Raw genomic sequence first — 24,459 nt, 5'->3', positions numbered from 1 at the left:
CACGTCCGCTTAGCACGAGGACATCTCCTGCGGGGCGTAAGATTCCCAACCAGTAAGGTAGTTGAGTGACTTTACCGCTGCACCTTCCCCAGACCCACGGGGCCCCGTCCTCCGCGCTCCGGCTTTTCACGTCCGAGTCGGTCACTGAAGGCCACCCGGACAAGATCTGCGACCAGATCAGTGACGCCATCCTGGACGCGCTGCTGGCCGCAGACCCCGAGTCCCGCGTGGCCGTGGAGACCATGGCCACCACGGGCCTGGTGCACGTGGCAGGCGAAGTCACCACCGACGCCTACGTCGAAATCCCGCAGATTGTCCGCGAGACCATCCTGGGCATCGGCTACGACTCCTCAGCCAACGGTTTCGACGGCGCCCGCTGTGGCGTATCTGTTTCCATCGGCCAGCAGTCCAACGACATCGCCGGCGGCGTGTTCAACTCCCTTGAGGCACGCGAAGGCCGCCAGGAGGACGACTATGACCTCCAGGGTGCCGGCGACCAGGGCCTGATGTTCGGCTACGCCAGCGATGAAACCCCTTCCTACATGCCGACGCCCATCTGGCTGGCCCACCGGCTCTCCGAACGGCTCACCGAGGTCCGGAAGACGGGTCAACTGGCTTACCTCCGCCCCGACGGCAAGACCCAGGTGACAGTGGGCTACGACAAGGACGTGCCCGTGTCCGTGGAAACGGTGGTGATTTCCAGCCAGCACGCCGAAGGGGCAAGCCTGGAGCAACTGCGCGCCGACCTCGCCGCCATCGTCATTGAACCCGTCCTCGCCGGCGCCAACCTGGACATTTCACGGGCGGCCAATATCCTCAATCCTGCCGGTGAGTTCGTCATCGGCGGCCCGGTGGGCGACGCCGGCCTCACCGGCCGCAAGATCATCGTGGACACCTACGGCGGCATGGCCCGCCACGGCGGTGGTGCCTTCTCCGGAAAGGACCCGTCCAAGGTGGACCGCTCGGCCGCATACGCCATGCGCTGGGTTGCCAAGAACGTGGTGGCGGCAGGACTGGCCAAGCGCGCCGAGATCCAGATCGCCTACGCCATCGGACAGGCCCGGCCGGTGGGAACCTACGTTGAGACGTTCGGCACCGAGACGGTGGATCCTGCGCGGATCAGCGCAGCGATCGCGGAAATCTTCGACCTCCGCCCGCGCGCCATCATCGATGCCCTGGACCTGAAGCGTCCCATCTACGCCAAGACCGCAGCCCACGGGCACTTCGGCCGGGATGAGCCCGACTTCACCTGGGAACGCCTGGACCGGGTGGACGAACTTAAGGCATTCTTCAACGCCTAGTCACCTCCCGCCCAGCCCGAAGCCAAATGACCAGGCGGGAAGTCCAATGTCAGTGCCCGGTGCTTGGCTGTTCCTGTCCAACCCGGTAGCTGAACGGAGGTAACCACCATGGTTGCTGACAGTTCCGTCCAGCCGTCCCTCCTGCAGGGTTTTCCCCCGCGCCCGGTGCAAAGCGGCGTCGCTGTGGCGGAAGAGCTTCCGGTGGCAAGGGTGCTCATTGAGTCCGGGCTGCCCCATCTGGACCGCCCTTTTGACTATGCCGTCCCGGTTGCGCTTGATCAGGCAGCGCAGCCGGGAGTCCGGGTCAAGGTCAAATTCAACGGCCAGGACCTCAGCGGATTCGTCCTTGACCGCGTGGCGCAGTCCGACGCCGGACATGCCTTGGTGCCCCTGGCAAAGGTCGTGTCCCCCGTCCCGGTCCTCACGCCCGCCGTCAAGGACCTTGCCACCGCCGTCGCTGCCCGCTACGCCGGTACAGTCAGCGATGTCCTGCGCCTCGCCGTTCCACCCCGCGTCGCCAGGCTGGAAAAGGAGTATCCCGGTCCGGTGGACACCCCGGACGCGGAAGGCGGGCAGAATCCGCCCGGCACACCCGGCTCTTCAGCCTGGGCCGCCTACGGAACCGGGGGAGCGTTCCTCCGGCACCTGGCCGCCGGAGGATCTCCGCGCGCTGCCGTCAACCCGCTGCAGGGGTACGGCCCGGCCGGCTGGCCGGAACTGCTGGCCCAGGCCGCCGCGGCCGCTTATGCCTCCGGCAGGGGCGCGCTGCTGGTGGTGCCCGACTACCGGGACCTGGACCGGCTGGAGCAGGCACTCAAGGAGCAGGTGCCGGAGACTGCCGTGGCCAGGCTCACCGCCGACGACGGCCCCACACCCCGGTACCGGAACTTCCTGCGCCTGCTCGCGGGCACTGCCTCAATCGCCATCGGTACGCGCTCGGCCGCCTTCGCCCCGGTGCAGGACCTGGGGCTTGTCGCGTGCTGGGACGACGGCGACGACCTCCACATTGAGCAGCGCGCACCATACGCCCATGCCCGGGAGGTCCTGCTCCTTCGGGCAGAACAGGAGGGTACAGCCTGCCTCCTTGCCGGGCACGCGCGCAGCACCGAGGTCCAGCGCCTGGTCGAAGCCGGTTGGGCCGTCCAGGTTGAAACCGGGCGCGCCACCGTCCGCAGGACTGTTCCCCGCGTCGTCAGCACCGCCGACAGCTTCGAGCAGGAGCGGGACCCCCTGGCCGCCATCGCGCGCCTGCCGCATGCCGCGTGGCAGGCCGCCAAGGAAGGCCTCGAGCGCGGTCCCGTCCTGGTCCAGGTGGCCAGGGCAGGGTACGCGCCGTCACTGGTCTGTGAAACATGCCGGGAACCGGCCCGCTGCGGAAACTGCCAGGGGCCCCTGGCACTGGCCGGCGTATCCGCGCTGCCCCAGTGCCGCTGGTGTTCCACCCCGGCCCCCGACTGGAAGTGCTCCCACTGCTGCGGCCGGCGGCTCCGGAAGGGGGCCACCGGAGTCCTGCGCACTGCCGAGGAGCTTGGCCGGGCATTTCCCGGCACCACGGTCATCACGTCGTCGGGGGACCAGGTGAAAGCCGCGGTGGGCACGTCCAAGGCGCTTGTGGTGGCCACGGTGGGGGCCGAGCCGGTAGCGGAGGCCGGGTATGCCGCCGCCCTGCTGCTGGACGGCGATTCGATGCTGCGCCGGGAGACCCTCCGCGCGGGAGAAGACACCGTGCGCCGCTGGTTCAACGCCGCTGCCCTCGTCCGCCCCGGCCCGGACGGTGGGCTGGTGGTGGTCACTGCCACGGACACCGCTGCCACCGGTGCTCTGCTGCGATGGGATCCGGCCGGCTATGCGCAGCGTGAGCTGTCACTGCGGATGGAACTGCAGCTTCCCCCGGCTGTACGCATCGCCTCTGTAACCGGGCCGCGCGCCGCCGTCGAACACTATACCGGTGCCGTGGAAGCGGACCTTGCCCGCGTGGGAATAGCAGTCCGCACCGCGGGCCCGGCGCCACTCCTGCTCACCGCACCGCCGTCCGGCAGGCGCGCTGCCGAGGACGTGCGGACGCTCCTGTTCTTCCCGTACGGCCAGGCCACCGCCGTCGTCCGGATCCTGCGGGTAACCCGTGCAGCCGTGGCCGCCAAGCGGGCCACGGAACCGGTGCAATTGCGCCTGGACGGCGTAGACGTCCTCTAGCGTGTTGGCGTCCTTCAGGCGGACCTCTGTCCGGGACGTCTTTTTAGCGGCGCCTTTTGGCCGCTACCTCGTGCGCCGCGTCCACCAGTTGGCGTGCCGATTCATCCCAGCTGAACTCCGATGCCCGGGCCAGGGAGCGGCGCGACATGTCCTGCCAGTGCACGGCGTCCTGCAGCTGTGAGACCGCGCCGGCGAACTGCCCGGGTGACTCCGGATCCACGTAGATGGCGGCGTCCGCGCCCACTTCGCGGAAGATGGGAATGTCGCTCGCGATCACCGGGGTACCAACGGCCATGGCCTCCACCAGGGGAAGGCCGTACCCCTCGGCCCGGGACAGGCTTACGAGTGCCGTTGCCCGCCGAAGCAGGCCGTCATACTCCGCGTCCGTCACGCCGTTGTGGAACACCACCGCGGCGCCTGGGGGGACGATGCTTTCCAGTTCCGCGCGGCGCTGCGGTGTGATCCGGCTCAGCAGATGCAGCGTGTACCCGGGCAGGCCTGACATGCCGGCCACCATGGTTTCCACGTTCTTGTAGGGCATGAACGACCCCATGTAGATGATTGTCTTGTCCGCGCCGTCTTCCGGGTGGCGGGGTTCCTGGGCCGGTTGGGGGGCGTTGGCGACGATGCGCACGGGCCTGCGCGTCAGCCGGTACTTGGCCATCAGTGCCTCAGTGGTCCGGCTGATCGTGGCCACGGTATCGGCCCGGTTGAGAAGGAGCCGCTGCGGCCAGAACGCCTTGTGGTACAGGCGCCAGAGCAGCCGGACGGGGGCCGGCAGGAACCCGGGGGGAGCGGGGTGCTCATAGTAGATGAGGTCGTGCAGGGTGAGGATCAGCCCGTACTTCCGGCCCCAGGTGCCCATGGTTTGCATGGGGCACACCACCACGTCCGCCCCGATGGCGTTGACCTTCCGGGCAACGAAGAGCTCCAGCGGTGAGAGCGGGCTGCTGATAAGCGTGTACGGCACGTCCGGCAGGAGGGCAAGCTGCCGGACGTCGGAGACCAGCATGGAGACATCGGCGATCTTTGCCGTGGCAGCGATCAGGCTGGCTCCGTAGCGGCTGATGCCGTCGTGATGGTCGGTACGGGTGAAACGTGCATCAATGACGATCTTCACGCGGGATGGTCCTTCAGGAAGCTGCGGATGTAGCGGGCGGCCGGTTCGGGCGTTTCGTAATGAATGAGGTGTCCGACGCCGGGAATCACCTTCAGTTCCCCGTCCGGAAGCAGTGACAGGAGGCGGTGCTGGCTGGGGAGGGTGGCGATTTCATCCTTTTCGCCCGCGATCAGCAGCACGGGAAGCTCCAGTTGTCCGGCCACCTCTGCGACGTGGTTGCTGACGGAGGCGGTGAATGACTCCAGCAGGCTGTCCCGGTCTGCGAAGGAACTGAAGTAGGCGTAGTGCTGGCCGTGGATGAAGGCCCTCAGCTCCCGGTCCCTGGTCTTGGCCATGGCCTCGCTCATGACCCGGACAATCACCGGGTTGCGCAGCAGTGCCAGTCCCGGCCGCCGCGGGAGGCGTGCCGCCAGCCGGTAGTACAGCACCGCCAGCCGCGTCATCACCCCTTTGGGTCCTTCCAGCGCTGGAGCGGCGATGGGGTTGATGAGGATCAGGGGCCGGACGGCCTCCGGGTTGTTTGCCGCGAAGTGTGCGGCCACGATGGATCCGAATGAGTGGCCCAGCAGCACGGTATCCGGCCCCAGTCCCTGGGAAACCATGAAGTCAGTGATGAACTGCCCGTAGCGCGCCACGGAATGCGGGCCCCGGGCAAAGGCGTCCGATCCGCCGAAGCCAGGCAGGTCCGGCATGATGATGCGCATGTCCGGCAGTTGGTCCGCTACGCGCAGGAGCCCGTGGTGGTCGCCGCGGAACCCGTGGACCACCAGGATGGTGCGGGTCTCCGGCGTTTCCTGCAGCGGCGCGTAGGTCCAGAAGGCCACCCTGCCGCCGTCGATGGTCACGGTGGATGTGGAGGTGCGGGCGGAAAGCCCGGCGCTCAGGTAGGCGGGCGCAGGGGAAGTCCCCGGGTTTACGGTGTCCATGCGCGGGCCTAGTTGACGTTGTCCGGATGGGACCCGGTCCGGTGCCCGCGCTCCAGCGCGTTGATGGCCGCCAGGTCGCGTTCGGAGAGTTCGAAGGTGAACACGTTGAGGTTCTCCCGGATCCGGGCTTCGGAGCTGGCTTTGGGAATGGCAATGTTCCCCAGTTGCATGTGCCAGCGAAGGATCACCTGTGCAGGGGTTCGGCGGTGCTCGGCGGCGCAGGCCTGGATGACGGGATCGGCCAGCACCTGGCCCCGGCCCAGCGGGCTCCACGCTTCCGTGCGGATTCCCAGTTCCGCGTGCCTGCGGCGCAGTTCCTCCTGCTGGAGCCAGGGGTGCAGTTCGACCTGGTTGACCGCGGGGACCACTTCGGCGGTTTGGAGCAGGCGGTCTAGGTGCGACGGCTGGAAATTGCTGACGCCAATGGCACGGACCCGTCCTTCGCGGTACAGCGTTTCCAAGGCCCGGTAGGTTTCCTGGAACAGTCCCCGGCGGGGGCAGGGCCAATGGATGAGGTACATGTCCACATAGTCCAGGCCCAGGTTGACCATGGAATCATCGAAGGCCCGCAACGTCGCGTCGTAGCCGTGGTGGTCGTTCCAGACCTTCGTGGTGACGAAGATGTCTTCCCGGGCGAGGGACGGGGACGACTCCCCGGAGCCGCCGCTGCCCGTTCCGTCGCCAAGCTGGGAACTGATGCCGCGGGCCACGCCGGTTTCGTTCCCGTACATGGCGGCGGTATCGAAGTGGCGGTATCCGGCGGCGAGCGCGGTGGCCACGAGTCCTTCCGCGTCTGCTGCCGGCACCTTGTACAGCCCAAAGCCGAGCTGGTCTATCAGCACGCCGTTGTTCAGGCTGAGCCGGGGTGAGGTTCTCATGGCAACGACTCTACCGACTTCAGCTGGTCAGTCCCTCGTAATCGACCAGGCGGCGTGCGGTGGCTTCGTCCAGGATCAGGTCGGTGGCGAGCCTGGCAGCCAGGGCTCCGCGCAGGCCGTTGATCTTGGATACCCCGGACACCACGCAGATCCTGCGGCGCACCTGGCGCAGCTGGGCCAGTGCGGGACCGGTGGACCTCTCGTTCAGGACGATTCCGTCGGAGGACCCGTCGGCCCTGAAGAACACGGTGGCAACGTCGCCCACCACGTCCGAGTTGGCCAGGGCGTTCAGGTCGGACTCATCGAGGTACCCGCCCGCGTAGACATGGCTGGGATAGTCGGCGTGAACGGAACCGACACCGAAGATGGCGATGCTCATCTTGGCCTGCAGCTCCAGGACCCGCTGCACGCTGCGTTCATTCCACATGGCCGTCTTGGTGGCGGCATGGTCGAAGAAAGCCGGGACGGGGAACTGCTCCACCCGGGCCCCGTACGCGCTGCCGAACCTGCGCATGATGTCGCTTGCATAAGTGATGCCGGTGGTGTGCATGTTTCCTGCACCGTTGAGCTGGACGATGACGCTGTCGTGGGTAATTTTCCGCGTGAGGTGCCGGCTGACTGCGCTGAGTGTTGATCCCCAGGCGACGCCGATGATCGCGTTGGAGTCCACCAGGGGTCCGATGGTGCGCGCCGCCTGCATGGCCACGCGGTCGAGGGTCTCGGCTTCGTTGAGCGTGCCAAGGATGGGAACCACGTGGACGTCCAGGTTGTACCGGCGCCGGATCATTCCCTCCAGTTCGGGACCGGTGTCCAAGGGGTTGCGGATCTGGATCTGCACTACGCCCGATTCCCTGGCCGAGGACAAAAGACGGGAAACCGTGGACCGGGACGTGCGCAGTTCACGTGCGATCGCGTCCATCGTGAGGTCCTGCAGGTAATACATTTGTGCAGCTCGGAGGGCATCTGTGTCGCGTGAAAGTGCCATCTCAGTTCCGTTCTGCACGTTTGTGCATAGTCCTTGACTCCATTTTCCATTTCTCCAAAGAATAGAGCAGAACGGCGGCGCCATCCAGCGCGACCGCACCATACAAAGCCCCAAGGGAGTCGTTTTGGGACCCAAGGATTCAACTGTTCAACCCACTGTTCCAGCGCCCCGGCCCGGGGTTGAACGCGGGGCAGTGCACAGCCTGCGGCGGCGTCCGCATGCGAAGGTGCTCGTGGTAGGCGGTGGCATCAACGGAGTGGGAACATTCCGTGACCTGGCACTGCAGGGCGTCGATGTGGCCCTGGTGGAGCGCGGCGACTACTGCCAGGGAGCAAGCGGAGCGTCCTCGCACATGATTCATGGCGGCATCAGGTACCTCGAAAACGGCGAATTCCGCCTGGTCCGCGAATCCGTGGTGGAACGCAACCGCCTGCTCCGGATTGCCCCGCACTACGTCAAGCCGCTGCAGACGACCATCCCGATCTTCAGCACGTTTTCCGGCATGCTCTCAGCACCGCTTCGCTTCCTGACCCACAAGCAGCAGGGAAAGCCCAAGGAGCGCGGCGCATTCCTCATCAAGGCGGGCCTCAGCCTGTACGATTCGTTCTCCAGGGACGGCGGGACGGTGCCGCGGCACCAGTTCCGGACCCACAAGGCAGCCCTCGGGGAACTGCCGGACCTGCGGCCCGATGTCAAATACACTGCCACCTACTTCGACGCCTCCGTCCACAACCCGGAGCGGCTGACCCTGGACGTCCTGCAGGATGGCGAAAAGGCCGGCCGGCCGCGCGGCCCGCAGGGCATCACTCTCCAAACCGGCAGCGCGCAGGGTGATACGGCCCGAGCCAGCAACTACCTTTCGCTGCAGTCCATGTCTCCTGACCCCAATCCGGGGACCGGCCGGGGAAGCACTGTCCGCCTTCGCGACGAACTCACCGGCGAGGAATTCGACTTCACTGCGGACATCATCGTCAACACCACCGGGGCGTGGGTGGACCTCACCAACGGGGCAATGGGTGCGGCGTCGTCCTTCATGGGAGGCACCAAGGGGTCCCACATCGTGCTGGACCACCCGGGTCTCCTCGCCGCCTGCCGGGGCCGGGAAATCTTCTTCGAGCACACCGACGGGCGCATCGTCCTCATCTACCCCATGGGCGACCGCGTTCTGGTGGGCACCACGGACGTTGACGCGGACATGTCCGAGGACGCCGTCTGCACGGACGAAGAGATCCAGTACTTCTTCGATCTGATTGGCCATGTCTTCCCCTCAATCGACGCCACGCGTGAAGACATCGTGTATACGTTCTCCGGTGTCCGCCCCCTGCCCAGGCATGACGCCACCCAGCCCGGCTTCGTCTCCCGCGATTACCGCATCGAACGCCGCACGTCCGGACGCGACGGAAGCGGCGCCGTCGTGCTGAGCCTGGTGGGCGGCAAATGGACCACCTTCCGGGCCCTCGCGGAGCACCTGACCAACGAGGTACTCGGTGAACTCGGCGTGCAGCGCAAGGTATCGACGGCGCAGCTCCCCATCGGCGGAGGCGCCGGCTTCCCAGCCGACGAAGCAGGCGTGCAGAAGTGGATCAAGGCGCACATGGCTGCCGGGCGGGACGCAGACCGCACCGCCGGGCTGCTGACCCGATACGGCACCCGGGCCGAAGAGGTGATCGCCTACCTCGACGCGGAACCCGACCACGCGCTGCGGTCCACCCGCGAGCTCAGTGTCCGCGAACTGGAGTTCATGGCGGCCAATGAGCAGGTGGGGCACTTGGTGGATGTCCTCATCCGGCGTACCTCCCTTGCTTTCCGGGGGCTGGTCACCGGTGAACTTCTCAATGAAGTGGCGGAAGTTCTGTCGGTCCCGCTCAAGTGGGACGCGGCGGCGCGTGGCGCCGAGATCAAGCACGCGCAGGATGTGCTGCAGCGTTTCCACCGCGTGGAAACGCACAGCCTGGTCGCCTAAGACCAGGTCGCCGGCCGGGGCGTTACAGCGTCCCGGCCACACGGTCCTTCACATGCGGAGGACCGACAACTAAACAAAGAAATGGAGTCAAAGATGTCTCTAGGAATAGTCTTCCTCTCCGAAGTCTTTGGCACGGGCATGCTGACCCTGCTGGGTTGCGGCGTCGTTGCCAATGTGGCTTTGCGGGGGACAAAAGGCAACAGCGGCGGTTTCCTGATGGTCACCTGGGGTTGGGGTATTGCCGTCTTCTGTGGTGTCTTCGTCGCCGCCAAGTCGGCCGCGCACCTGAACCCTGCCGTCACGCTCGGCCTGCTGCTCAATGGCAAGGCCGAGTACGCGCCGGGCGTCACCATAGACTTCGCCTCCACCCTCACCTACTTCGGAGGCGAGATGGTGGGTGCATTCCTTGGCGCGGTGGTCTGCTGGCTGGCCTACAAGCAGCACTTCGATGACGAGCCGGAGCCTGCAGGCAAGCTCGGGACCTTTTCCACCGGCCCTGCCATCCGGTCCACTCCGTGGAACCTGATCACCGAGATCATCGGTACTTTTGTCCTGGTCTTCGTCATCCTCACTCTCGGCGGCACACCCTCCGGCCTCGGTCCGCTCGCCGTCGCCCTGCTCGTGGTGGGCATCGGTGTTTCCCTCGGCGGCCCCACCGGCTACGCCATCAATCCCGCCCGCGACCTGGGACCACGCATCGCCCACGCGGTGCTTCCCATCAAGGGCAAGGGTTCCAGCGATTGGGCCTACTCCTGGATCCCGGTGGTCGGCCCGCTCGTAGGCGGCGCGCTCGGCGGCCTGGCGGCCCGCATAGTTCCCATCATCGTCACCGCCGCTTCCTGACCCGTACTCACCACAGCCAGTAACAAGACAAGGACGTCACCATGAATCAGTACGTAATCGCCATCGACCAGGGCACCACCAGCACCCGCGCCATCATCTTCGACCACAGCGGCGCCATTGTCTCCTCCGGACAGATGGAACACGAGCAGATTTTCCCGCAGGCAGGGTGGGTGGAACACGACGCCACGGAGATCTGGAACAACACCCGTGAGGTCATCGGCTCGGCCCTTTCGAAGGCGAACCTGACGCGGCACGATATTGCCGCCGTCGGCATCACCAACCAGCGTGAAACCGCTGTGGTGTGGGACAAGACCACGGGCAAGCCGGTGTACAACGCCATCGTGTGGCAGGACACCCGCACCCAGGACATCGTGGACGACCTGGCGAGGGACGGCGGCGCGGAACGCTTCAAGCAGAAGGTGGGCCTGCCGTTGGCCACCTACTTCTCCGGTACCAAGATCAAGTGGATCCTGGACAACGTTGACGGCGCCCGCGAAAAGGCGGAGGCCGGGGACCTGGTCTTTGGCAACACCGACGCCTGGGTCCTGTGGAACCTGACGGGCGGCGTGGACGGCGGCGTCCACGTCACCGATGTCACCAATGCCTCCAGGACCCTGTTCATGGACCTCGACACGCTGCAGTGGGACGACGAAATCCTCGGGATTTTCGGCGTACCGCGCAGCATGATGCCGGAGATTAAGTCCTCCTCCGAGGTCTACGGCGAAGTCCACGGCTCGCAGCTGCTCCGGGAAACCCCCGTTGCGGGCATCCTGGGCGACCAGCAGGCCGCGACCTTCGGCCAAGCCGCCTTTGAGGCCGGCGAAGCCAAGAACACCTACGGCACGGGCTGCTTCCTCATCTTCAACACGGGCGAGGAAATCGTCCACTCGAAGAACGGGCTCCTCACCACCGTGGGCTACAAGCTGGGCGACGCCAAGCCGCACTACGCCCTGGAAGGATCCATCGCCGTCACCGGCTCCCTGATCCAGTGGCTGCGGGACAACCTGGGCATGATCAGCAGCGCTCCGGAGGTGGAAACCCTGGCCGCGTCCGTCAAGGACAACGGCGGGGTCTACATCGTCCCGGCGTTCTCCGGCCTGTTCGCCCCGTACTGGCGCTCCGACGCCCGCGGGGCCATCGTGGGCCTTACGCGGTTCGTCAACAGGAACCACATCGCCCGGGCCGCGCTGGAAGCCACCGCCTTCCAGACCCGCGAGGTACTGGATGCGGTCAACGCGGACTCCGGCGTGCCGCTCACCGAACTGAAGGTCGACGGCGGCATGGTCGCCAATGACGCGTTGATGCAGTTCCAGGCGGACATCCTCGGCGTGCCGGTCATCCGTCCGAAGGTCATCGAGACGACCGCGCTGGGCGCCGCCTACGCGGCGGGCCTGGCTGTCGGCTTCTGGAAGGATCTGGGCGAGTGCTCGGCCAACTGGTCCGAGGACAAGCGCTGGGAACCGCAGATGGACAAGGCCGAACAGGACCGCCAGATGCGGCTCTGGAAGAAGGCCGTGACCAAATCCATGGACTGGGTCGACGAGGACGTTCGTTAGCCTCCGCCCGTCCGGGGCCGCTTTGCCGATCGGCAGGGCGGCCCCTGCCGTCTCAAGCCACCCCGGGTGTGGGCCGTGGCGGCAGATCCTCGGCGGCCGGGCCCTGGATGACCTTGCCGTCCACCTCGAACCGGGAACCATGGCAGGGGCAGTCCCACGTTCGGTCGCCCCGGTTGAAGCCGACAGTGCAGCCCAGATGGGTGCAGATGGCGGACACGGCATGGACGCCTCCCGCTTGATCGCGGTAGTACGCCGTGTTGGTCCCGGCGGTTTCAATCACCGTGCCGTCACCGGGAGCCAGGCCTGCCAGCTGCCGTGCAACCTCTCTGGGGCGGCTCTCCCCGCCGCCGGCAGAACCCGCTTCCGTCGTCTCCGCGGCCCTCTCTGTCCTGCCCCCGGTCTGTGACGGGGAGCGGTTGCTGTCAAACAGCGGCGCCCAGCGGTTGGGTATTCCATTGAGCAGGTCTGTGAGCATCAGGGCGGCGGCGGTGCCGTTCGTCAGTCCCCATTTGCGCAGGCCCGTGATGACGAAGGCATGATGGCTGTCCGGATTCAGCGGCCCGACATAGGGCAGCCCGTCCCGGGGCATGGCGTCCTGCGTGGACCAGCGGTACGCAACAGGTCCCGCCCCGAAACGGCTCCGGGCGTACCCGGCCAGCCTGGCATGGCGCGACGCCGGGTCCACCCGTTCGGCCGCGGGATGGCCCTCGCCCCCGGCCAAAAGGTACGTCATCCCGTTGAGCTGCACCGTGAGCAACGACCGCATGGGCTCGTCGGCACTGATAAAGGTGGCGTCCAGGGGAGGGGTTTCCACCGTTGCGGCAACGATGTAGGAGCGGTGCGGAGGGCACAATGCTTCGAACCTGCCATGGTCTCCGAAGGGAACATTCGTGGCCGCGATCGCGTCAGCAGCCAGCACTGTGCCATTCCCGGCAACCACTTTCACCCCGGTTCCTTCCTGCAGTTCCTCCGCACGGGTCCCTTCGAAGACGAAGCTGCCGTCTCCGTGCACGCGGGCGGCCAGCCCCTGGAGGTACTGCACGGAGTGCATCTGGGCCTGCCCGTCAAACCGGACGGCGCCCGCCACAGGGAACGGAAGGGGCACCTCGGTTGTGAACGCAGCCGGAAGACCGAGCCTTGCGGCCAGTTCGGCTTCCGCGCGCACCTGCGGCAGGAGGGCCTCAGTGCCGGCGAAGGTGTAATTGGCAACCCTGCGGTAACCGCAAGGGATGTTTTCCGCCGCCACCACGTGGGCAATGTGTTCCACGGCGGCCTGGTTGGCGAGCCCATAGATCCCGGCAGCGCTGCTTCCATGGGTCCGGTTGAGATCCGTGTACACCAGGCGGTGCAGGGACGTTACCTTGCCGGTGGTATGTCCAGTGACGCCGGTTCCGATCCGGCCCGCCTCAAGGACGGCCACCGAGCGGCCCGAACGCTTCAGGGCCAGCGCTGCCGTCAGCCCGGCGATGCCGCCGCCGATCACTGCCACGTCCACTTCGACCGTGCCGCGCAGCCCGGGAAAGTCGGTGGCGCCGGCGGTCGCCAGCCACAGTGAAAGGGGTACCCCTTCCGCGAAGTCGGCGGTGCTTGCATCCGGCATCGTGTGCCGCCTCCCTCCGTTGTGGGATGATCATGCGCGCTTACCCCGGGTAATGCAACGAGCCGGCTCCCGGCTGCGGCGGGCAGCGTGCCGGTGCGCTAAAGTAGAACCATGCGTGCGATCCTTCTGCTTAGTTAGCCGCCGGCTCCGGATATCGGACAGCTGAGCGGCAGCCCCTCCCTTCGCGAGGGGCTTTTGTGTGTCCGGGGCATGGCGCCGGGCCGGCAGCAGGAGGATCAGGCCGTTATGGCAGCACAGATGCCGTAACAGAACAGAAGAGGGCAGCAGTGGGCGTTCAGCCGGAGACAGAGACCGGAACAGCAACAACAGTATCGGCGGAGCCTGAAGAGGGCACCTACAGTTTCACCGCCATGGAGGCCAAATGGCCCCAGGTATGGGAAGACCTCAATGTCTTCACCCCGGTGGATGACGGGTCCCGGGAGCGCCGTTACGTGCTTGACATGTTCCCGTACCCGTCCGGCGACCTGCACATGGGCCACGCCGAAGCGTTCGCCATGGGTGACGTGGTGGCCCGCTATCTGCGCCAGAAGGGGTACGACGTCCTGCATCCCATCGGCTGGGACTCCTTCGGCCTGCCCGCGGAAAACGCCGCCATCAAGCGCAACGCCCATCCCAGCGAGTGGACCTACGCCAACATCGACACCCAGGCAGCGTCCTTCAAGCGGTACGCCATTTCCGCCGACTGGTCGCGCCGCCTGCACACCTCCGACCCCGGGTACTACCGCTGGACCCAGTGGCTGTTCAAGCGCTTCTATGAGCGCGGCCTGGCTTACCGGAAGAACTCCCCGGTCAACTGGTGCCCCAAGGACCAGACCGTGCTGGCCAACGAGCAGGTTGTCAACGGTGCCTGCGAGCGCTGCGGCACCACCGTGACCAAAAAGTCGCTCAACCAGTGGTACTTCAAGATCACCGACTACGCCGACCGCCTCCTGGACGACATGGATGAACTGCGCGGGCACTGGCCTGAGCGCGTCCTGGCCATGCAGAAGAACTGGATCGGCCGGTCCGAGGGTGCGCACGTGAACTTCGTGATCGAAGCCGACGGCGGCAAGCCCGCCAAGGATGTCACGGTCTTCACCACCCGCCCCGACACCCTGTACGGCGCAACCTTCTTCGTGGTGGCCGCGGACGCACCGCTCGCCGTCGAACTTGTCACGGACGAGCACGCAGCCGCGCTGGACGAATACCGCGAACGGGTCAAGGCGCTCTCGGAAATCGAGCGCCAGTCCACCGAGCGCGAGAAGACCGGGGTGTTCACCGGCCGCTACGCCATCAACCCGCTCAATGGGGAGAAGCTGCCCGTTTGGGCTGCCGACTACGTCCTGGCCGACTACGGAACGGGCGCCATCATGGCCGTGCCCGCGCACGACCAGCGGGACCTCGACTTCGCCCGCGCCTTCGACCTGCCGGTCCGCGCTGTCCTGGACACCGGCGAAGAGGATCCGGCCGTCTCCGGCACGGCCACCGCAGGGGAGGGCACGCTGATCAATTCCGGAGAGCTCAACGGCCTGCCCAAGGCCGAGGCCATCCCGACGGCCATCGCCATGCTGGAGCGGCAGGGCACCGGCGAGAAGTTCGTGAACTTCCGGCTCCGCGACTGGCTGCTGAGCCGGCAGCGGTTCTGGGGCACCCCCATCCCCATCATCCACTGCCCGTCCTGCGGGGAAGTCCCGGTCCCGGATGAGCAGCTGCCGGTAACCCTGCCCTCGGACCTCCGCGGCGAGGACCTGGCGCCCAAGGGCACCTCGCCCCTTGCTGCTGCTGAAGCGTGGGTGAACGTGGAATGCCCGTCCTGCCACGGCCCCGCCAAGCGTGACACCGACACCATGGACACCTTCGTGGACTCATCGTGGTACTTCCTGCGGTTCGTCTCGCCGCAGTACACCGGAGGGCCTTTCGATCCCGAAAAGATCAACGACTGGATGCCCGTGGGCCAGTACGTGGGCGGCGTGGAGCACGCCATCCTGCACCTGCTCTACGCCCGGTTCTTCACAAAGGTGATCCACGATCTCGGCATGATCGACGCTGACGAGCCGTTCAGCGCCCTGCTGAATCAGGGCCAGGTCCTCAACGGCGGCAAGGCCATGAGCAAGTCCCTGGGCAACGGCGTTGACCTCGGTGAGCAGCTGGACAAGTACGGCGTGGATGCCGTCCGCCTGACCATGATCTTCGCCTCCCCGCCCGAGGATGACGTCGACTGGGCAGACGTTTCGCCCTCCGGCTCCGCGAAGTTCCTGGCGCGCGCCTGGCGCCTGGCCCAGGACGTAACCAGCGGGCCCGGTGCGGACGCAACCGCCGGCGACCGTGCGCTGCGTTCGGTAACGCACCGCACCATCGCCGACGCCGCCGAGCTGCTGGACGCCAACAAGTTCAACGTGGTGGTGGCCAAGCTGATGGAACTGGTCAACGCCACCCGCAAAGCGATTGACTCCGGCGCAGGCGCGGCGGACCCGGCGGTCCGTGAGGCTGCCGAGGCCGTCGCCGTGATCCTCAGCCTGTTCGCGCCGTACACCGCCGAGGACATGTGGAACCTGCTGGGCCACCCGGCGTCGGTAGCCAACGCAGGCTGGCCCGCGCACGATCCCGCGCTCCTCGTCCAGGACACGGTCACCGCCGTGGTCCAGGTGCAGGGCAAGGTCCGCGACCGGCTGGAGGTATCCCCGGACGTCTCCGAGGATCAGCTCCGCGAGCTGGCCCTGGCCTCGGACAACGTCCAGCGTGCCCTCGACGGCCGCGGCATCAGGACAGTCATTGTCCGTGCCCCTAAGCTGGTCAACATCGTTCCGGCATAACCGCTGCACCCGCAGCACCTACCGGCCGCCGGAGATTTTCCGGCGGCCGGTGCCGGCTGAGCCGGACACCGTCTCCAGGAGGCCCCTTGCCCGACAGTAATGCCGCCGCCTGGCCATGGGTCCGTGCCCGGCTGTCCGGCCTTCGTCCCGCGGCCCGGCCGGGGACCAGGCATGCCGGCGGGAGCGCTGGGGTGCGCACCGCCGTCGTCACCGATTCCGCCGCTGCCTTGCCGGCGGACTACGCAACCAAGCTTCCGCGGGACGGAATCCTGACCGTGACACCCATGCCCGTCATGGTGGGCCCGGAAATCTATGGCGAGGGTGAAGACGACATCCTGGAGACCATCGCCGTGGCGCTGGCCGCCGGAACGCAGGTTAAAACATCCCGGCCATCACCAGGGCAGTTTGAGCAGGCCTACCGCGCCGCCGAACTCCGGGGATTCGAGGCGGTCGTTTCCGTCCATATTTCGGGGGAACTTTCCGGCACCGCGGACGCCGCCCGGCTTGCTGCGGCCAGGGTAGGGATCCCGGTGGAAGTGGTGGACACCCGAACCGTCGGCATGGCGCAGGGAATGGCAGTGCAGGCCGCAGTGGAGGCAGCCGCAGCGGGTGCCGACTGCGCCGGGGTGGCAGCTGCGGCAGCGGCCCAGGCAGCGCGGACCAGGGTGTTCTTCTACGTCCCCAGCCTGGAACAGCTGCGGCGCGGGGGACGGATCGGTGCCGCCGCGTCGCTCCTGGGCACCATGCTTGCCATCAAACCCATCCTGGCGGTCGACGGCGGCAGGATCGTCCCGCTGGAGAAGGTGCGGTCAGGTGCCAGGGCGGTGGCGCGCCTCGAGGAAATCGTGGTGGCCCAAGCGGCAGCGCGTCCGGGCGGGTCCGTGCGCCTGGCTGTCCATCACTTTGGGAACCCGGAAGAGGCCGAGAGCCTGGCTGCCAGGCTGGAGGCGGCGCTTCCCGACTGTCCTCCGGCCCAGATCAGTTCCCTTCCGGCGGTCCTGGCTGCCCATGCGGGGCTGGGGGTGCTTGCGGTCATCGTGGGCAGGACGGCTGATGGACCGGTAGCCGGGGCGTACCTTTCCACATAGCGCCGTTGGCTGCTCCCGGGTAACGGTCCGTGTTCCTAGGGTGGAGCTATGTCACGCCGGGATGCTGGAGCAGCAGGTCAGCAGGCGCGCCATGTGAGGGCCAGGCTCAAGGCGACACTGGGGGAGGCCCCGGCCGGGCTCCTGGCGGAAGGCCCGGGCATTGATGGTTTTGAGTACGGGGGTTCCGGCGGCGCGGGTGAAACGGGCGGCCCGGGCGGTGCTGAAGGCGGCAGTGGCTCCGGCGTCGGTTCCGGTGGGGCGCCTTCGCTTCGGTGGCGGGTGGGACTCCGCGTCGCCGTGCTGCTGGCTGCCCTGGCCGTGGCCGCCGGGGCCTGGTTCTGGTGGCAGGCCGGGGCGGCAGCGCCCCAGGTCCTCCCGTTGGCAGGGGTCAGTTCAGGCGGCCCACCCGGGGCTGGCGTGGACGGTGCCGCGGCTCCTGGCAGTACGCCGACTTCGTTGGAACCCGGCAGTTGGCAGGGCGGGGCCGCCTCGGCGGGGCCAGTGGTGGTGCATGTTGCCGGGGCCGTCGCCAAACCCGGCGTTATCCGGCTCCAGCAGGGCAGCCGGGTTGACGACGCCATCGCTGCTGCGGGCGGTGCCACACCCGACGCCGACGTGAACCGGCTGAACCTTGCACTCGTCGTGGAGGACGGGCAGAAGATCCATGTACCCCTACAGGGTGAGCCCCTGTCCTCCGCGCCGGACGCCACAGGATCGGACGGTACAGACGCCTCTGGCAGTGGATCTCTTGGCGGCGGCCAGCCGGGGGCACTGCCAGGCTCCCCTGGGGGAAAGGTCAACCTGAATACGGCGGACGCTGCCGCGCTGGACACCCTGCCAAAGGTGGGGCCGGTGCTGGCGCAGCGGATCGTGGACTGGCGAAAGGAACACGGCCCCTTCAAAAGCGTCGAAGAGCTGGATGCGGTGGACGGTGTCGGGCCGAAAATGCTTGAGGCCCTGCTGCCGCTGGTGACGGTTTAGGGCGGGCCGTGGCAGCGAACCCCGGGAGGAGAGGCAGGAAGTCAGGGCAGGGGAGGGGCGTCACGGATTCCAGCAGCGGAAATCTGCGGCCCAGTCCCTGGAACCGGTTCGTCGAGTCCGCTGTGCGGAGTGCAGTAGCGGATCCACAGGCCGTTCGGCCCCCGGGTGCAAGGGAGCTTTCCGAAACACCTTCCCCGTCACCATCGCCCGCACGCCCACGGACGCCGCGTCTGCCGGCCAGGCACCGCCGGCCGCTGCAGGGGCGCCCCGCCCTCAACGGGTACTGGGCGCGCGGCGTGGACCAGGTCCGCAAGCGGATGGCCCATGGCGGCAAGGCCCGGGAAGATGCTGATTCCAGTCCGGCGGGACCGCGGCGCCGCATGGACCTCCGCCTTGCCCTTCCGGCGGCGTTGGTCTGGGCCGCATCCGTGGCCGGGCTCTGGCTGCCGCCTGCGGGGCTGGCCGCCCTGTGCTTCACGCTGGCGGCACTCGGTGGCCTCCTTCTGGCCCGGGCGGCCACGCGCGGCCGGGCACAAAAGCCGCATCCCGCCGTCGGCCGTCAAGACCGGCAGGGGCCCCGGAAGGCAAGGGGGCGGAGCTTCCCCGCCGCACTGGGCGTCGCCCTGATGCTGGCCGCTGCCGCCGCAGCCCACTCCGCAACATCCTCCAGCCAACGGTTCGATGGACCGCTCGCCGAGGCGATCGCCGCCGGCAAATCAGCGGTTGCCGTCGTCGAGGTGGCAGGAAACCCGCGGGCCATGGCAGGTCCGGGCGGGTCGGGCCGCTGGTCGGTGCCGGTGTGGACGCAGGAAGCGACCACCGGCGGTGTCCTGGTGCGGACGCGGGCCCGGCTCACCGTCATGGGCGGGCAGGGCTGGGGCGGGGTGGTGCCGGGGCAGAGCCTGCGTGCATCGGGGAAGCTGCGGCCTGCCGAACCCGGGGAGCAGGACGCTGGAACCCTGGCCGCCTCCACGGCTCCCCTCAAGGCCACGGGCGGGTCGTTGCTGGAGGGATCAGCCAGGGAACTTCGGGGACGTTTCGTTGCTGCCTCGGCTTTCCTGGCACCCGATGCCCGGGGGCTCCTTCCGGGGATGGTCACCGGTGACACCAGTGCCTTGGACGAGGGGCTGGACAATGCAATGAAGGCCGTGGGAATGACCCATCTGACAGCGGTCAGCGGGGCAAACTGCAGTCTCGTGCTGGGCGCTTTGCTGCTGCTGTGCCGGCGGTTCCGGCTTCCCAGGGTTCCTGCTGCCGCCGCCGCCCTTTCCGGCCTGGCCCTCTTTGTGGTCCTGGTGGGGCCGGATGCCAGCGTCCTGCGCGCAGCCCTCATGGGCGCCATAGGGGTAGCCTCCCTGGCGGGCGGGCGCTCAGGGCGCGGCCTGAGCTTCCTTTGCCTGGCTGTCATCGGGCTCCTTCTGGCCGACCCGGCCCTTGGCACGAGCTTCGGCTTCCTGCTGTCCGTCCTTGCCACGCTGGGAATCGTTCTCCTGGGACGGCCGATCATCGGCTGGATTCCCGTGGCGGTGCCCCGATGGATCGCCGCCGCGGCCGCGGTTCCGCTGTCCGCACAGTTGTTGTGCGGGCCCGTCATCGTCCTCCTGCAACCCCAGTTTGCAACCTATTCACTGCTGGCCAACGTCCTTGCATCGCCCCTGGTGGCTCCCGTGACACTGCTGGGAACAGCCGCGGTGCCGCTGGTGGTCCTGCTGCCGTGGGCTGCCACGGCACTGATAGCCGTGGCGGGAACGTTTTGCGCCGCCGTCGCCGCCACGGCCAGGTTCGCGGCCCAGCTGCCTGGCTCCGCCCTTCCCTGGCCGGAGGGAGTGCCCGGGCTGCTGTCGATGGTGCTGTTGTCAGCCGTGACCCTTGCCGCCGTCTGGGCAGCGGCCCGGCCGCGTCGGTTCATCCGCAGAGTCCGGCAAGCGCACGCCGTCACGGCGGTGTTGATCGGGCTCATGGAGCTGCGGGTGCAACATTTCCGTTGTACCCGCAGCTTGGACCCCGGGCGCAGACGTGGCAGGCTGGGATACTGCAATAAAACCTCCGGAAGGGACCGTCGATGGCCGCTGCCCAGAACCGAGCAACCCGCTCCCCGGCGTCGAACACAGCCTCCTGGCGGGACGTAACCCCGGCTGCGATCGTGCTGGTGGGCGGGCCGGAAGAGTACCTGGCTATCAGGGCCATGGACAGGATCCGGTCCCAGGTCAGGGCGGCCGCGCCTGACGTCGAACTGAGCCGCATCAACGCCGCAGGGTATGAAGCCGGTACCCTGACCATGCAGGTGAGCCCCTCACTGTTCGGCGAGAGCAAGCTCATTGAAGTGGAAGCCGTGGAAGGGATGAACGACGTCTTCCTTGCCGACGCCCTCGCGTACCTGCAGCACCCGGAACAGGACGCCGTCGTCGTGCTCCGGCATGCCGGCGGGGCGCGCGGCAAGAAGCTCCTCGACGCCGTCAAGAAAGCCGCCTGGCCAGTAGTGGACTGCCAGCCGTTGAAGAAGGATGCGGACAAGATCTCGTTCGTCGTGGCGGAGTTCAAAGCGGCCGGACGCAGGATCAACCAGGACGCCGTCCAGGCGCTGGTGAACGCCGTAGGCGCAGACCTCTCGGAACTCGCCGCGGCCTGCTCACAACTGGTCGCGGACGCGGGGAGCACGGTCACCACTGAGACAGTGGACAAGTACTATGGCGGACGGATCGAGGCCACCGCATTCAAGGTTGCCGATGCCGCAATGGCAGGAAACGCGCCGGTGGCGCTGTCGACGCTGCGCCACGCCCTCGCCACCGGCGCCGACCCGGTGCCCCTGGTGGCAGCCCTTGCAGCCAAGCTGAGGACCGTCGCGCGGGTTGCCGGCGCGTCGGGATCGTCTGCGCAGATCGCGGCGGAACTCGGGATGCAGCCATGGCTCGTGGAGCAGGCGCAGCGGGACGTCCGGCGCTGGACCCCCGAAGGCCTGGTGCGCTCCATCCAGGCCACCGCGGAGGCTGACGCGCAGGTCAAGGGCCTGTCCCGGGACCCGGTCTACGCCGTCGAGCACGCCGTGACCGTGATTGCCATGTCAGTGCAAGGCAGGTAGCTGCTCAACGCCCCCGTTCATGCCCGTTGTTGGGGGGCCAGGTTAAAAAGCGTGTGGCCGGTACCTTCCGGTACCGGCCACACCATCAGTTCGTGGGAACTGGAAACCTTAGAGTGCGTTGACCTTCTTGGAGATCGCCGACTTGCGGTTCGCTGCGTTGTTCTTGTGCAGAACACCCTTGCTGACAGCCTTGTCCAGCTTACGGCTGGCAGTAACGAGCGCAGTAGTAGCAGCTTCCTTGTCAGCGGACTCAACGGCGGTGTTGACGGCGCGGATGGCCGTCTTCAGCTCAGACTTGACTGCGTTGTTGCGCAGGCGTGCCTTCTCGTTGGTCAGGATGCGCTTCTTCTGGGACTTGATATTCGCCACGTGTGAACTCTCTTTGTAATGCGGAAATGGTCTAGAGGGCTTTCAGGCTGGCCTTGACTGAGCGGCGTGGGGATACCTATGGCGGCCAGCCATCAGTGACCGCCGACCTGCACGGACACACAGCAATAAAGAATAGCAGGTCAGCGGCGGCACTGGCCATTCCGTGGGGTCAGGTCCAGCCGTGTCGGTGGCGCAGCCCGGATGCCACTTTCTCAAACCGCGCCTTGTCCAGCACCGCGCCCTCCCTCCGGATGCTGTCCGGGCGGATCTGCAGGATACGGTCCAGGCGCACTTCGCTGGCCCTGCCCTGTTTGTCCCAGTCCCCGGCACCAAGGTCAACGTACTCCGTGGACGTGGAACCGGCAGGAACCCTGTCCCTGCTGGTCAGCATCAGCCCCAGGAGGAAGGGTCCGTTGTGCCCCACCAGCAATACCGGCCGGTCCTTTCCCTTGCCGTAGTCCTCTTCATAGGGAACCCAGGTCCACACCACTTCGCCCGGATCCGGGTCGCCGTCCGGCTGGGGAGCATAGCGAACGGCGGCGCGGCCGTGGTAATCACCGGGATACGAGGGCGCATTTCCGGGAGCACCGCCGCCGGATGCGGTCCGCTTGCCGCGCGGACCTTGCCCCCGGCCAGGTACCGGCGGGGTCGTGTGCCGTTTCTGCAGCAGGCGCAGGCCGCGGCGGACGGCGTTTCCCAGGGAACGGAGATCGATGGCCATCGCGTAAGCCTATCGGCGGGGCGCCCCGCCGGAGTGCCGTATAGGGCCCGGTCAGGATGCGGTGCGGAGGTCCCGGACGTGGGACACTGGATGTTCAAGATGTGCGGCTGGACCGCTGGCGCCTTTCGTGTGCCTGCCGGGAGCTGCAGAAATGCCAACAGTAAGGACCCTGCGTGTCTCCCATGGCCCGCACCGCACCGGTGCCCGCCGCGACAGATCCGGCCATCATTCGGAACTTTTGCATCATCGCGCATATTGACCACGGCAAGTCCACCCTGGCTGACCGGATGCTGCAGTCCACCGGGGTGGTGCAGGCGCGCGACATGAAGGCCCAGTACCTGGACCGGATGGACATCGAGCGCGAACGCGGCATCACCATCAAGTCCCAGGCCGTCCGCATGCCGTGGGAGGTGGACGGCGTCAGCTATGCGCTGAACATGATCGACACCCCCGGCCACGTGGACTTCACGTACGAGGTGTCCAGGTCACTGGCAGCCTGCGAGGGCGCAATCCTGCTCGTGGACGCGGCCCAGGGCATTGAGGCCCAGACGCTGGCGAACCTGTATCTGGCAATGGAAAACAACCTCACCATCATCCCGGTGCTGAACAAGATCGACCTGCCTGCCGCACAGCCCGAAAAGTACGCGGCCGAACTTGCCAGCCTCATCGGCGGCGATCCGGAGGATGTCCTGCGCGTCTCCGGTAAGACCGGCGTCGGCGTGGAAGCCCTCCTGGACAAGATTGTCCGCGACCTGCCCGCGCCGGTGGGTGATCCCGATGCGCCGGCCCGTGCCATGATCTTCGACTCGGTCTACGACACCTACCGCGGCGTGGTGACCTACGTTCGCGTGATGGACGGCATGCTGCACCCGCGCGAACGCATCCAGATGATGTCCACCAGGGCCTCGCATGAGCTTCTGGAAATCGGTGTCAGCTCCCCGGAACCCACGCTCTCCAAGGGGCTTGGGGTCGGCGAAGTGGGTTACCTCATTACCGGTGTGAAGGACGTGCGCCAGTCCAAGGTGGGCGACACTGTCACCAACCTGGCCAAACCTGCCGCCCAGTCGCTTCCGGGCTACGCCGACGCCAAACCCATGGTGTTCTCCGGCCTTTATCCGCTCGATGGGGCCGACTACCCTGTTCTCCGCGACGCCCTCGAAAAGCTCATGCTCAATGACGCCGCGCTCGTCTACGAACCCGAGACTTCGGCTGCCCTGGGCTTCGGCTTCCGGGTGGGCTTCCTGGGACTCCTGCACCTTGAGATCACCCGCGAACGCCTGGAGCGCGAATACAACCTTGACCTCATTTCCACCGCACCGAACGTGGAGTACGAGGTAACCCTGGAGGACAAGAAGGTTGTCCGGGTGACCAACCCCAGCGAGTACCCCACCGGCAAGATCGCCGAGGTCCGCGAACCCATGGTGTCCGCCACCATCCTGGCTCCCAACGAATTCGTCGGCGCCATCATGGAACTGTGCCAGGCACGCCGCGGCGTGCTGGGCGGCATGGACTACCTCTCGGAGGACCGGGTGGAAATCCGCTACCGCCTGCCGCTTGCGGAGATCGTGTTCGACTTCTTCGACATCCTGAAGTCGAAGACCCGGGGCTACGGCTCCCTGGACTGGAAGGCTGACGGTGAGCAGGTCGCTGACCTGGTGAAGGTCGACATCATGCTCCAGGGTGAACAGGTGGATGCCTTCAGCGCCATCACGCACAGGGACAAGGCGTACGCCTACGGCGTGATGATGACGGGCAAGCTCCGCGAACTCATCCCGCGGCAGCAGTTCGAGGTGCCCATCCAGGCAGCCATCGGTTCCAGGATCATCGCCCGCGAAAGCATCCGGGCCATCCGCAAGGATGTGTTGGCGAAATGCTACGGCGGTGACATCTCGCGTAAGCGCAAGCTGCTGGAGAAGCAAAAAGAAGGCAAGAAGCGCATGAAGATGGTGGGTACGGTGGAGGTGCCGCAGGAAGCGTTCATCGCCGCCCTCACCACCGACGAATCGAAGGACAAGGCCAAGAAGAAGTGACCACCGCCCAGCG

Annotated in this window: 18 protein-coding genes; 11 read left to right on the top strand and 7 right to left on the bottom strand. The window is 67.0% G+C overall.

Translation table 11 applies throughout. The annotated features are described in order from the left end of the window. Positions 1–65 precede the first annotated feature (65 nt). The gene (gene metK, locus Q9R31_RS06865) at positions 66–1,301 is read left to right on the top strand and encodes a methionine adenosyltransferase (protein ID WP_311261985.1); all 1,236 of its coding nucleotides are present in this window, start codon (positions 66–68) and stop codon (positions 1,299–1,301) included. Positions 1,302–1,409: 108 nt separating this feature from the next. After that, the gene (locus tag Q9R31_RS06860; protein WP_311261984.1) at positions 1,410–3,494 is read left to right on the top strand and encodes a primosomal protein N'; all 2,085 of its coding nucleotides are present in this window, start codon (positions 1,410–1,412) and stop codon (positions 3,492–3,494) included. A 43-nt stretch (positions 3,495–3,537) separates the two neighbouring features. On the opposite strand, the gene Q9R31_RS06855 is transcribed toward Q9R31_RS06860, so the two are convergent. The 4 genes from Q9R31_RS06855 to Q9R31_RS06840 are packed head-to-tail and all read right to left on the bottom strand — an operon-like array spanning position 3,538 to position 7,403. Beyond that, the gene (locus Q9R31_RS06855; RefSeq protein WP_311261983.1) at positions 3,538–4,614 is read right to left on the bottom strand and encodes a glycosyltransferase family 1 protein; all 1,077 of its coding nucleotides are present in this window, start codon (positions 4,612–4,614) and stop codon (positions 3,538–3,540) included. Further along, on the bottom strand, positions 4,611–5,540 hold the full coding sequence (locus tag Q9R31_RS06850) for an alpha/beta hydrolase (RefSeq protein ID WP_311261982.1): 930 nt from the start codon (positions 5,538–5,540) through the stop codon (positions 4,611–4,613). Before Q9R31_RS06850 ends, Q9R31_RS06855 begins: the two co-directional genes overlap by 4 nt. Before the next feature lie 8 nt (positions 5,541–5,548). Then, positions 5,549–6,418, bottom strand: a complete 870-nt coding sequence (locus Q9R31_RS06845) for an aldo/keto reductase (RefSeq protein ID WP_311261981.1) — start codon at positions 6,416–6,418, stop codon at positions 5,549–5,551. 19 nt (positions 6,419–6,437) lie between these two features. Next, positions 6,438–7,403, bottom strand: a complete 966-nt coding sequence (locus Q9R31_RS06840; RefSeq protein ID WP_311261980.1) for a sugar-binding domain-containing protein — start codon at positions 7,401–7,403, stop codon at positions 6,438–6,440. 124 nt (positions 7,404–7,527) lie between these two features. Between Q9R31_RS06840 and Q9R31_RS06835 the strand changes: the two genes are divergently transcribed. The 3 genes from Q9R31_RS06835 to glpK all read left to right on the top strand — a co-directional run bounded on the left by Q9R31_RS06835 (position 7,528) and on the right by glpK (position 11,765). After that, positions 7,528–9,366, top strand: coding sequence for a glycerol-3-phosphate dehydrogenase/oxidase (locus Q9R31_RS06835; protein ID WP_311261979.1), 1,839 nt, complete (start codon positions 7,528–7,530; stop codon positions 9,364–9,366). Positions 9,367–9,459: 93 nt separating this feature from the next. Beyond that, the gene (locus Q9R31_RS06830) at positions 9,460–10,209 is read left to right on the top strand and encodes an MIP/aquaporin family protein (protein ID WP_311261978.1); all 750 of its coding nucleotides are present in this window, start codon (positions 9,460–9,462) and stop codon (positions 10,207–10,209) included. A gap of 41 nt (positions 10,210–10,250) precedes the next feature. Further along, positions 10,251–11,765, top strand: a complete 1,515-nt coding sequence (glpK, locus tag Q9R31_RS06825; RefSeq protein ID WP_311261977.1) for a glycerol kinase GlpK — start codon at positions 10,251–10,253, stop codon at positions 11,763–11,765. A gap of 52 nt (positions 11,766–11,817) precedes the next feature. On the opposite strand, the gene Q9R31_RS06820 is transcribed toward glpK, so the two are convergent. Then, positions 11,818–13,365, bottom strand: a complete 1,548-nt coding sequence (locus Q9R31_RS06820; protein ID WP_311261976.1) for an FAD-dependent oxidoreductase — start codon at positions 13,363–13,365, stop codon at positions 11,818–11,820. Positions 13,366–13,652: 287 nt separating this feature from the next. Here Q9R31_RS06820 and leuS point away from each other — a divergent pair, with 287 nt between their 5' ends. The 5 genes from leuS (at position 13,653) to holA (ending at position 21,326) form a co-directional block, all read left to right on the top strand. Continuing rightward, a complete protein-coding gene (gene leuS, locus Q9R31_RS06815; RefSeq protein ID WP_311261975.1) occupies positions 13,653–16,178 on the top strand; it encodes a leucine--tRNA ligase in 2,526 nt (841 codons plus the stop codon). Positions 16,179–16,264: 86 nt separating this feature from the next. After that, complete coding sequence (locus Q9R31_RS06810) at positions 16,265–17,266, top strand: DegV family protein (RefSeq protein ID WP_311261974.1); 1,002 nt, start codon at positions 16,265–16,267, stop codon at positions 17,264–17,266. A gap of 48 nt (positions 17,267–17,314) precedes the next feature. Next, positions 17,315–18,247: a helix-hairpin-helix domain-containing protein gene (locus Q9R31_RS06805; protein ID WP_311261973.1), complete on the top strand. Its 933-nt coding sequence runs from the start codon at positions 17,315–17,317 to the stop codon at positions 18,245–18,247. Positions 18,248–18,543: 296 nt separating this feature from the next. After that, entirely contained in the window at positions 18,544–20,376 is a 1,833-nt protein-coding gene (locus Q9R31_RS06800; RefSeq protein ID WP_311261972.1) for a ComEC/Rec2 family competence protein, read from the top strand. Continuing rightward, positions 20,310–21,326 (top strand): DNA polymerase III subunit delta, encoded by a 1,017-nt coding sequence (holA, locus tag Q9R31_RS06795; protein ID WP_311261971.1) that lies wholly within the window; start codon positions 20,310–20,312, stop codon positions 21,324–21,326. The genes Q9R31_RS06800 and holA overlap by 67 nt, the downstream gene beginning before the upstream one ends. A gap of 108 nt (positions 21,327–21,434) precedes the next feature. Here holA and rpsT read toward each other — a convergent pair whose 3' ends face one another. Both rpsT and Q9R31_RS06785 read right to left on the bottom strand, forming a co-directional pair. Continuing rightward, positions 21,435–21,695 carry a 30S ribosomal protein S20 gene (gene rpsT, locus Q9R31_RS06790; protein ID WP_043454339.1) on the bottom strand — a complete coding sequence of 87 codons (261 nt, stop codon included), beginning with the start codon at positions 21,693–21,695 and terminating at the stop codon, positions 21,435–21,437. Positions 21,696–21,864: 169 nt separating this feature from the next. After that, positions 21,865–22,416, bottom strand: a complete 552-nt coding sequence (locus Q9R31_RS06785; RefSeq protein ID WP_311261970.1) for a type II toxin-antitoxin system PemK/MazF family toxin — start codon at positions 22,414–22,416, stop codon at positions 21,865–21,867. Positions 22,417–22,589: 173 nt separating this feature from the next. Here Q9R31_RS06785 and lepA point away from each other — a divergent pair, with 173 nt between their 5' ends. Next, a complete protein-coding gene (gene lepA, locus Q9R31_RS06780) occupies positions 22,590–24,446 on the top strand; it encodes a translation elongation factor 4 (protein WP_311261969.1) in 1,857 nt (618 codons plus the stop codon). Positions 24,447–24,459: the final 13 nt, after the last annotated feature.

Origin of the sequence: Pseudarthrobacter sp. BRE9, from assembly GCF_031844305.1 — a bacterium.
Lineage (GTDB): Bacteria > Actinomycetota > Actinomycetes > Actinomycetales > Micrococcaceae > Arthrobacter.
Note: the sequence above shows the minus strand (reverse complement) of the source record. Positions and strands in the feature narration are given on the sequence as shown.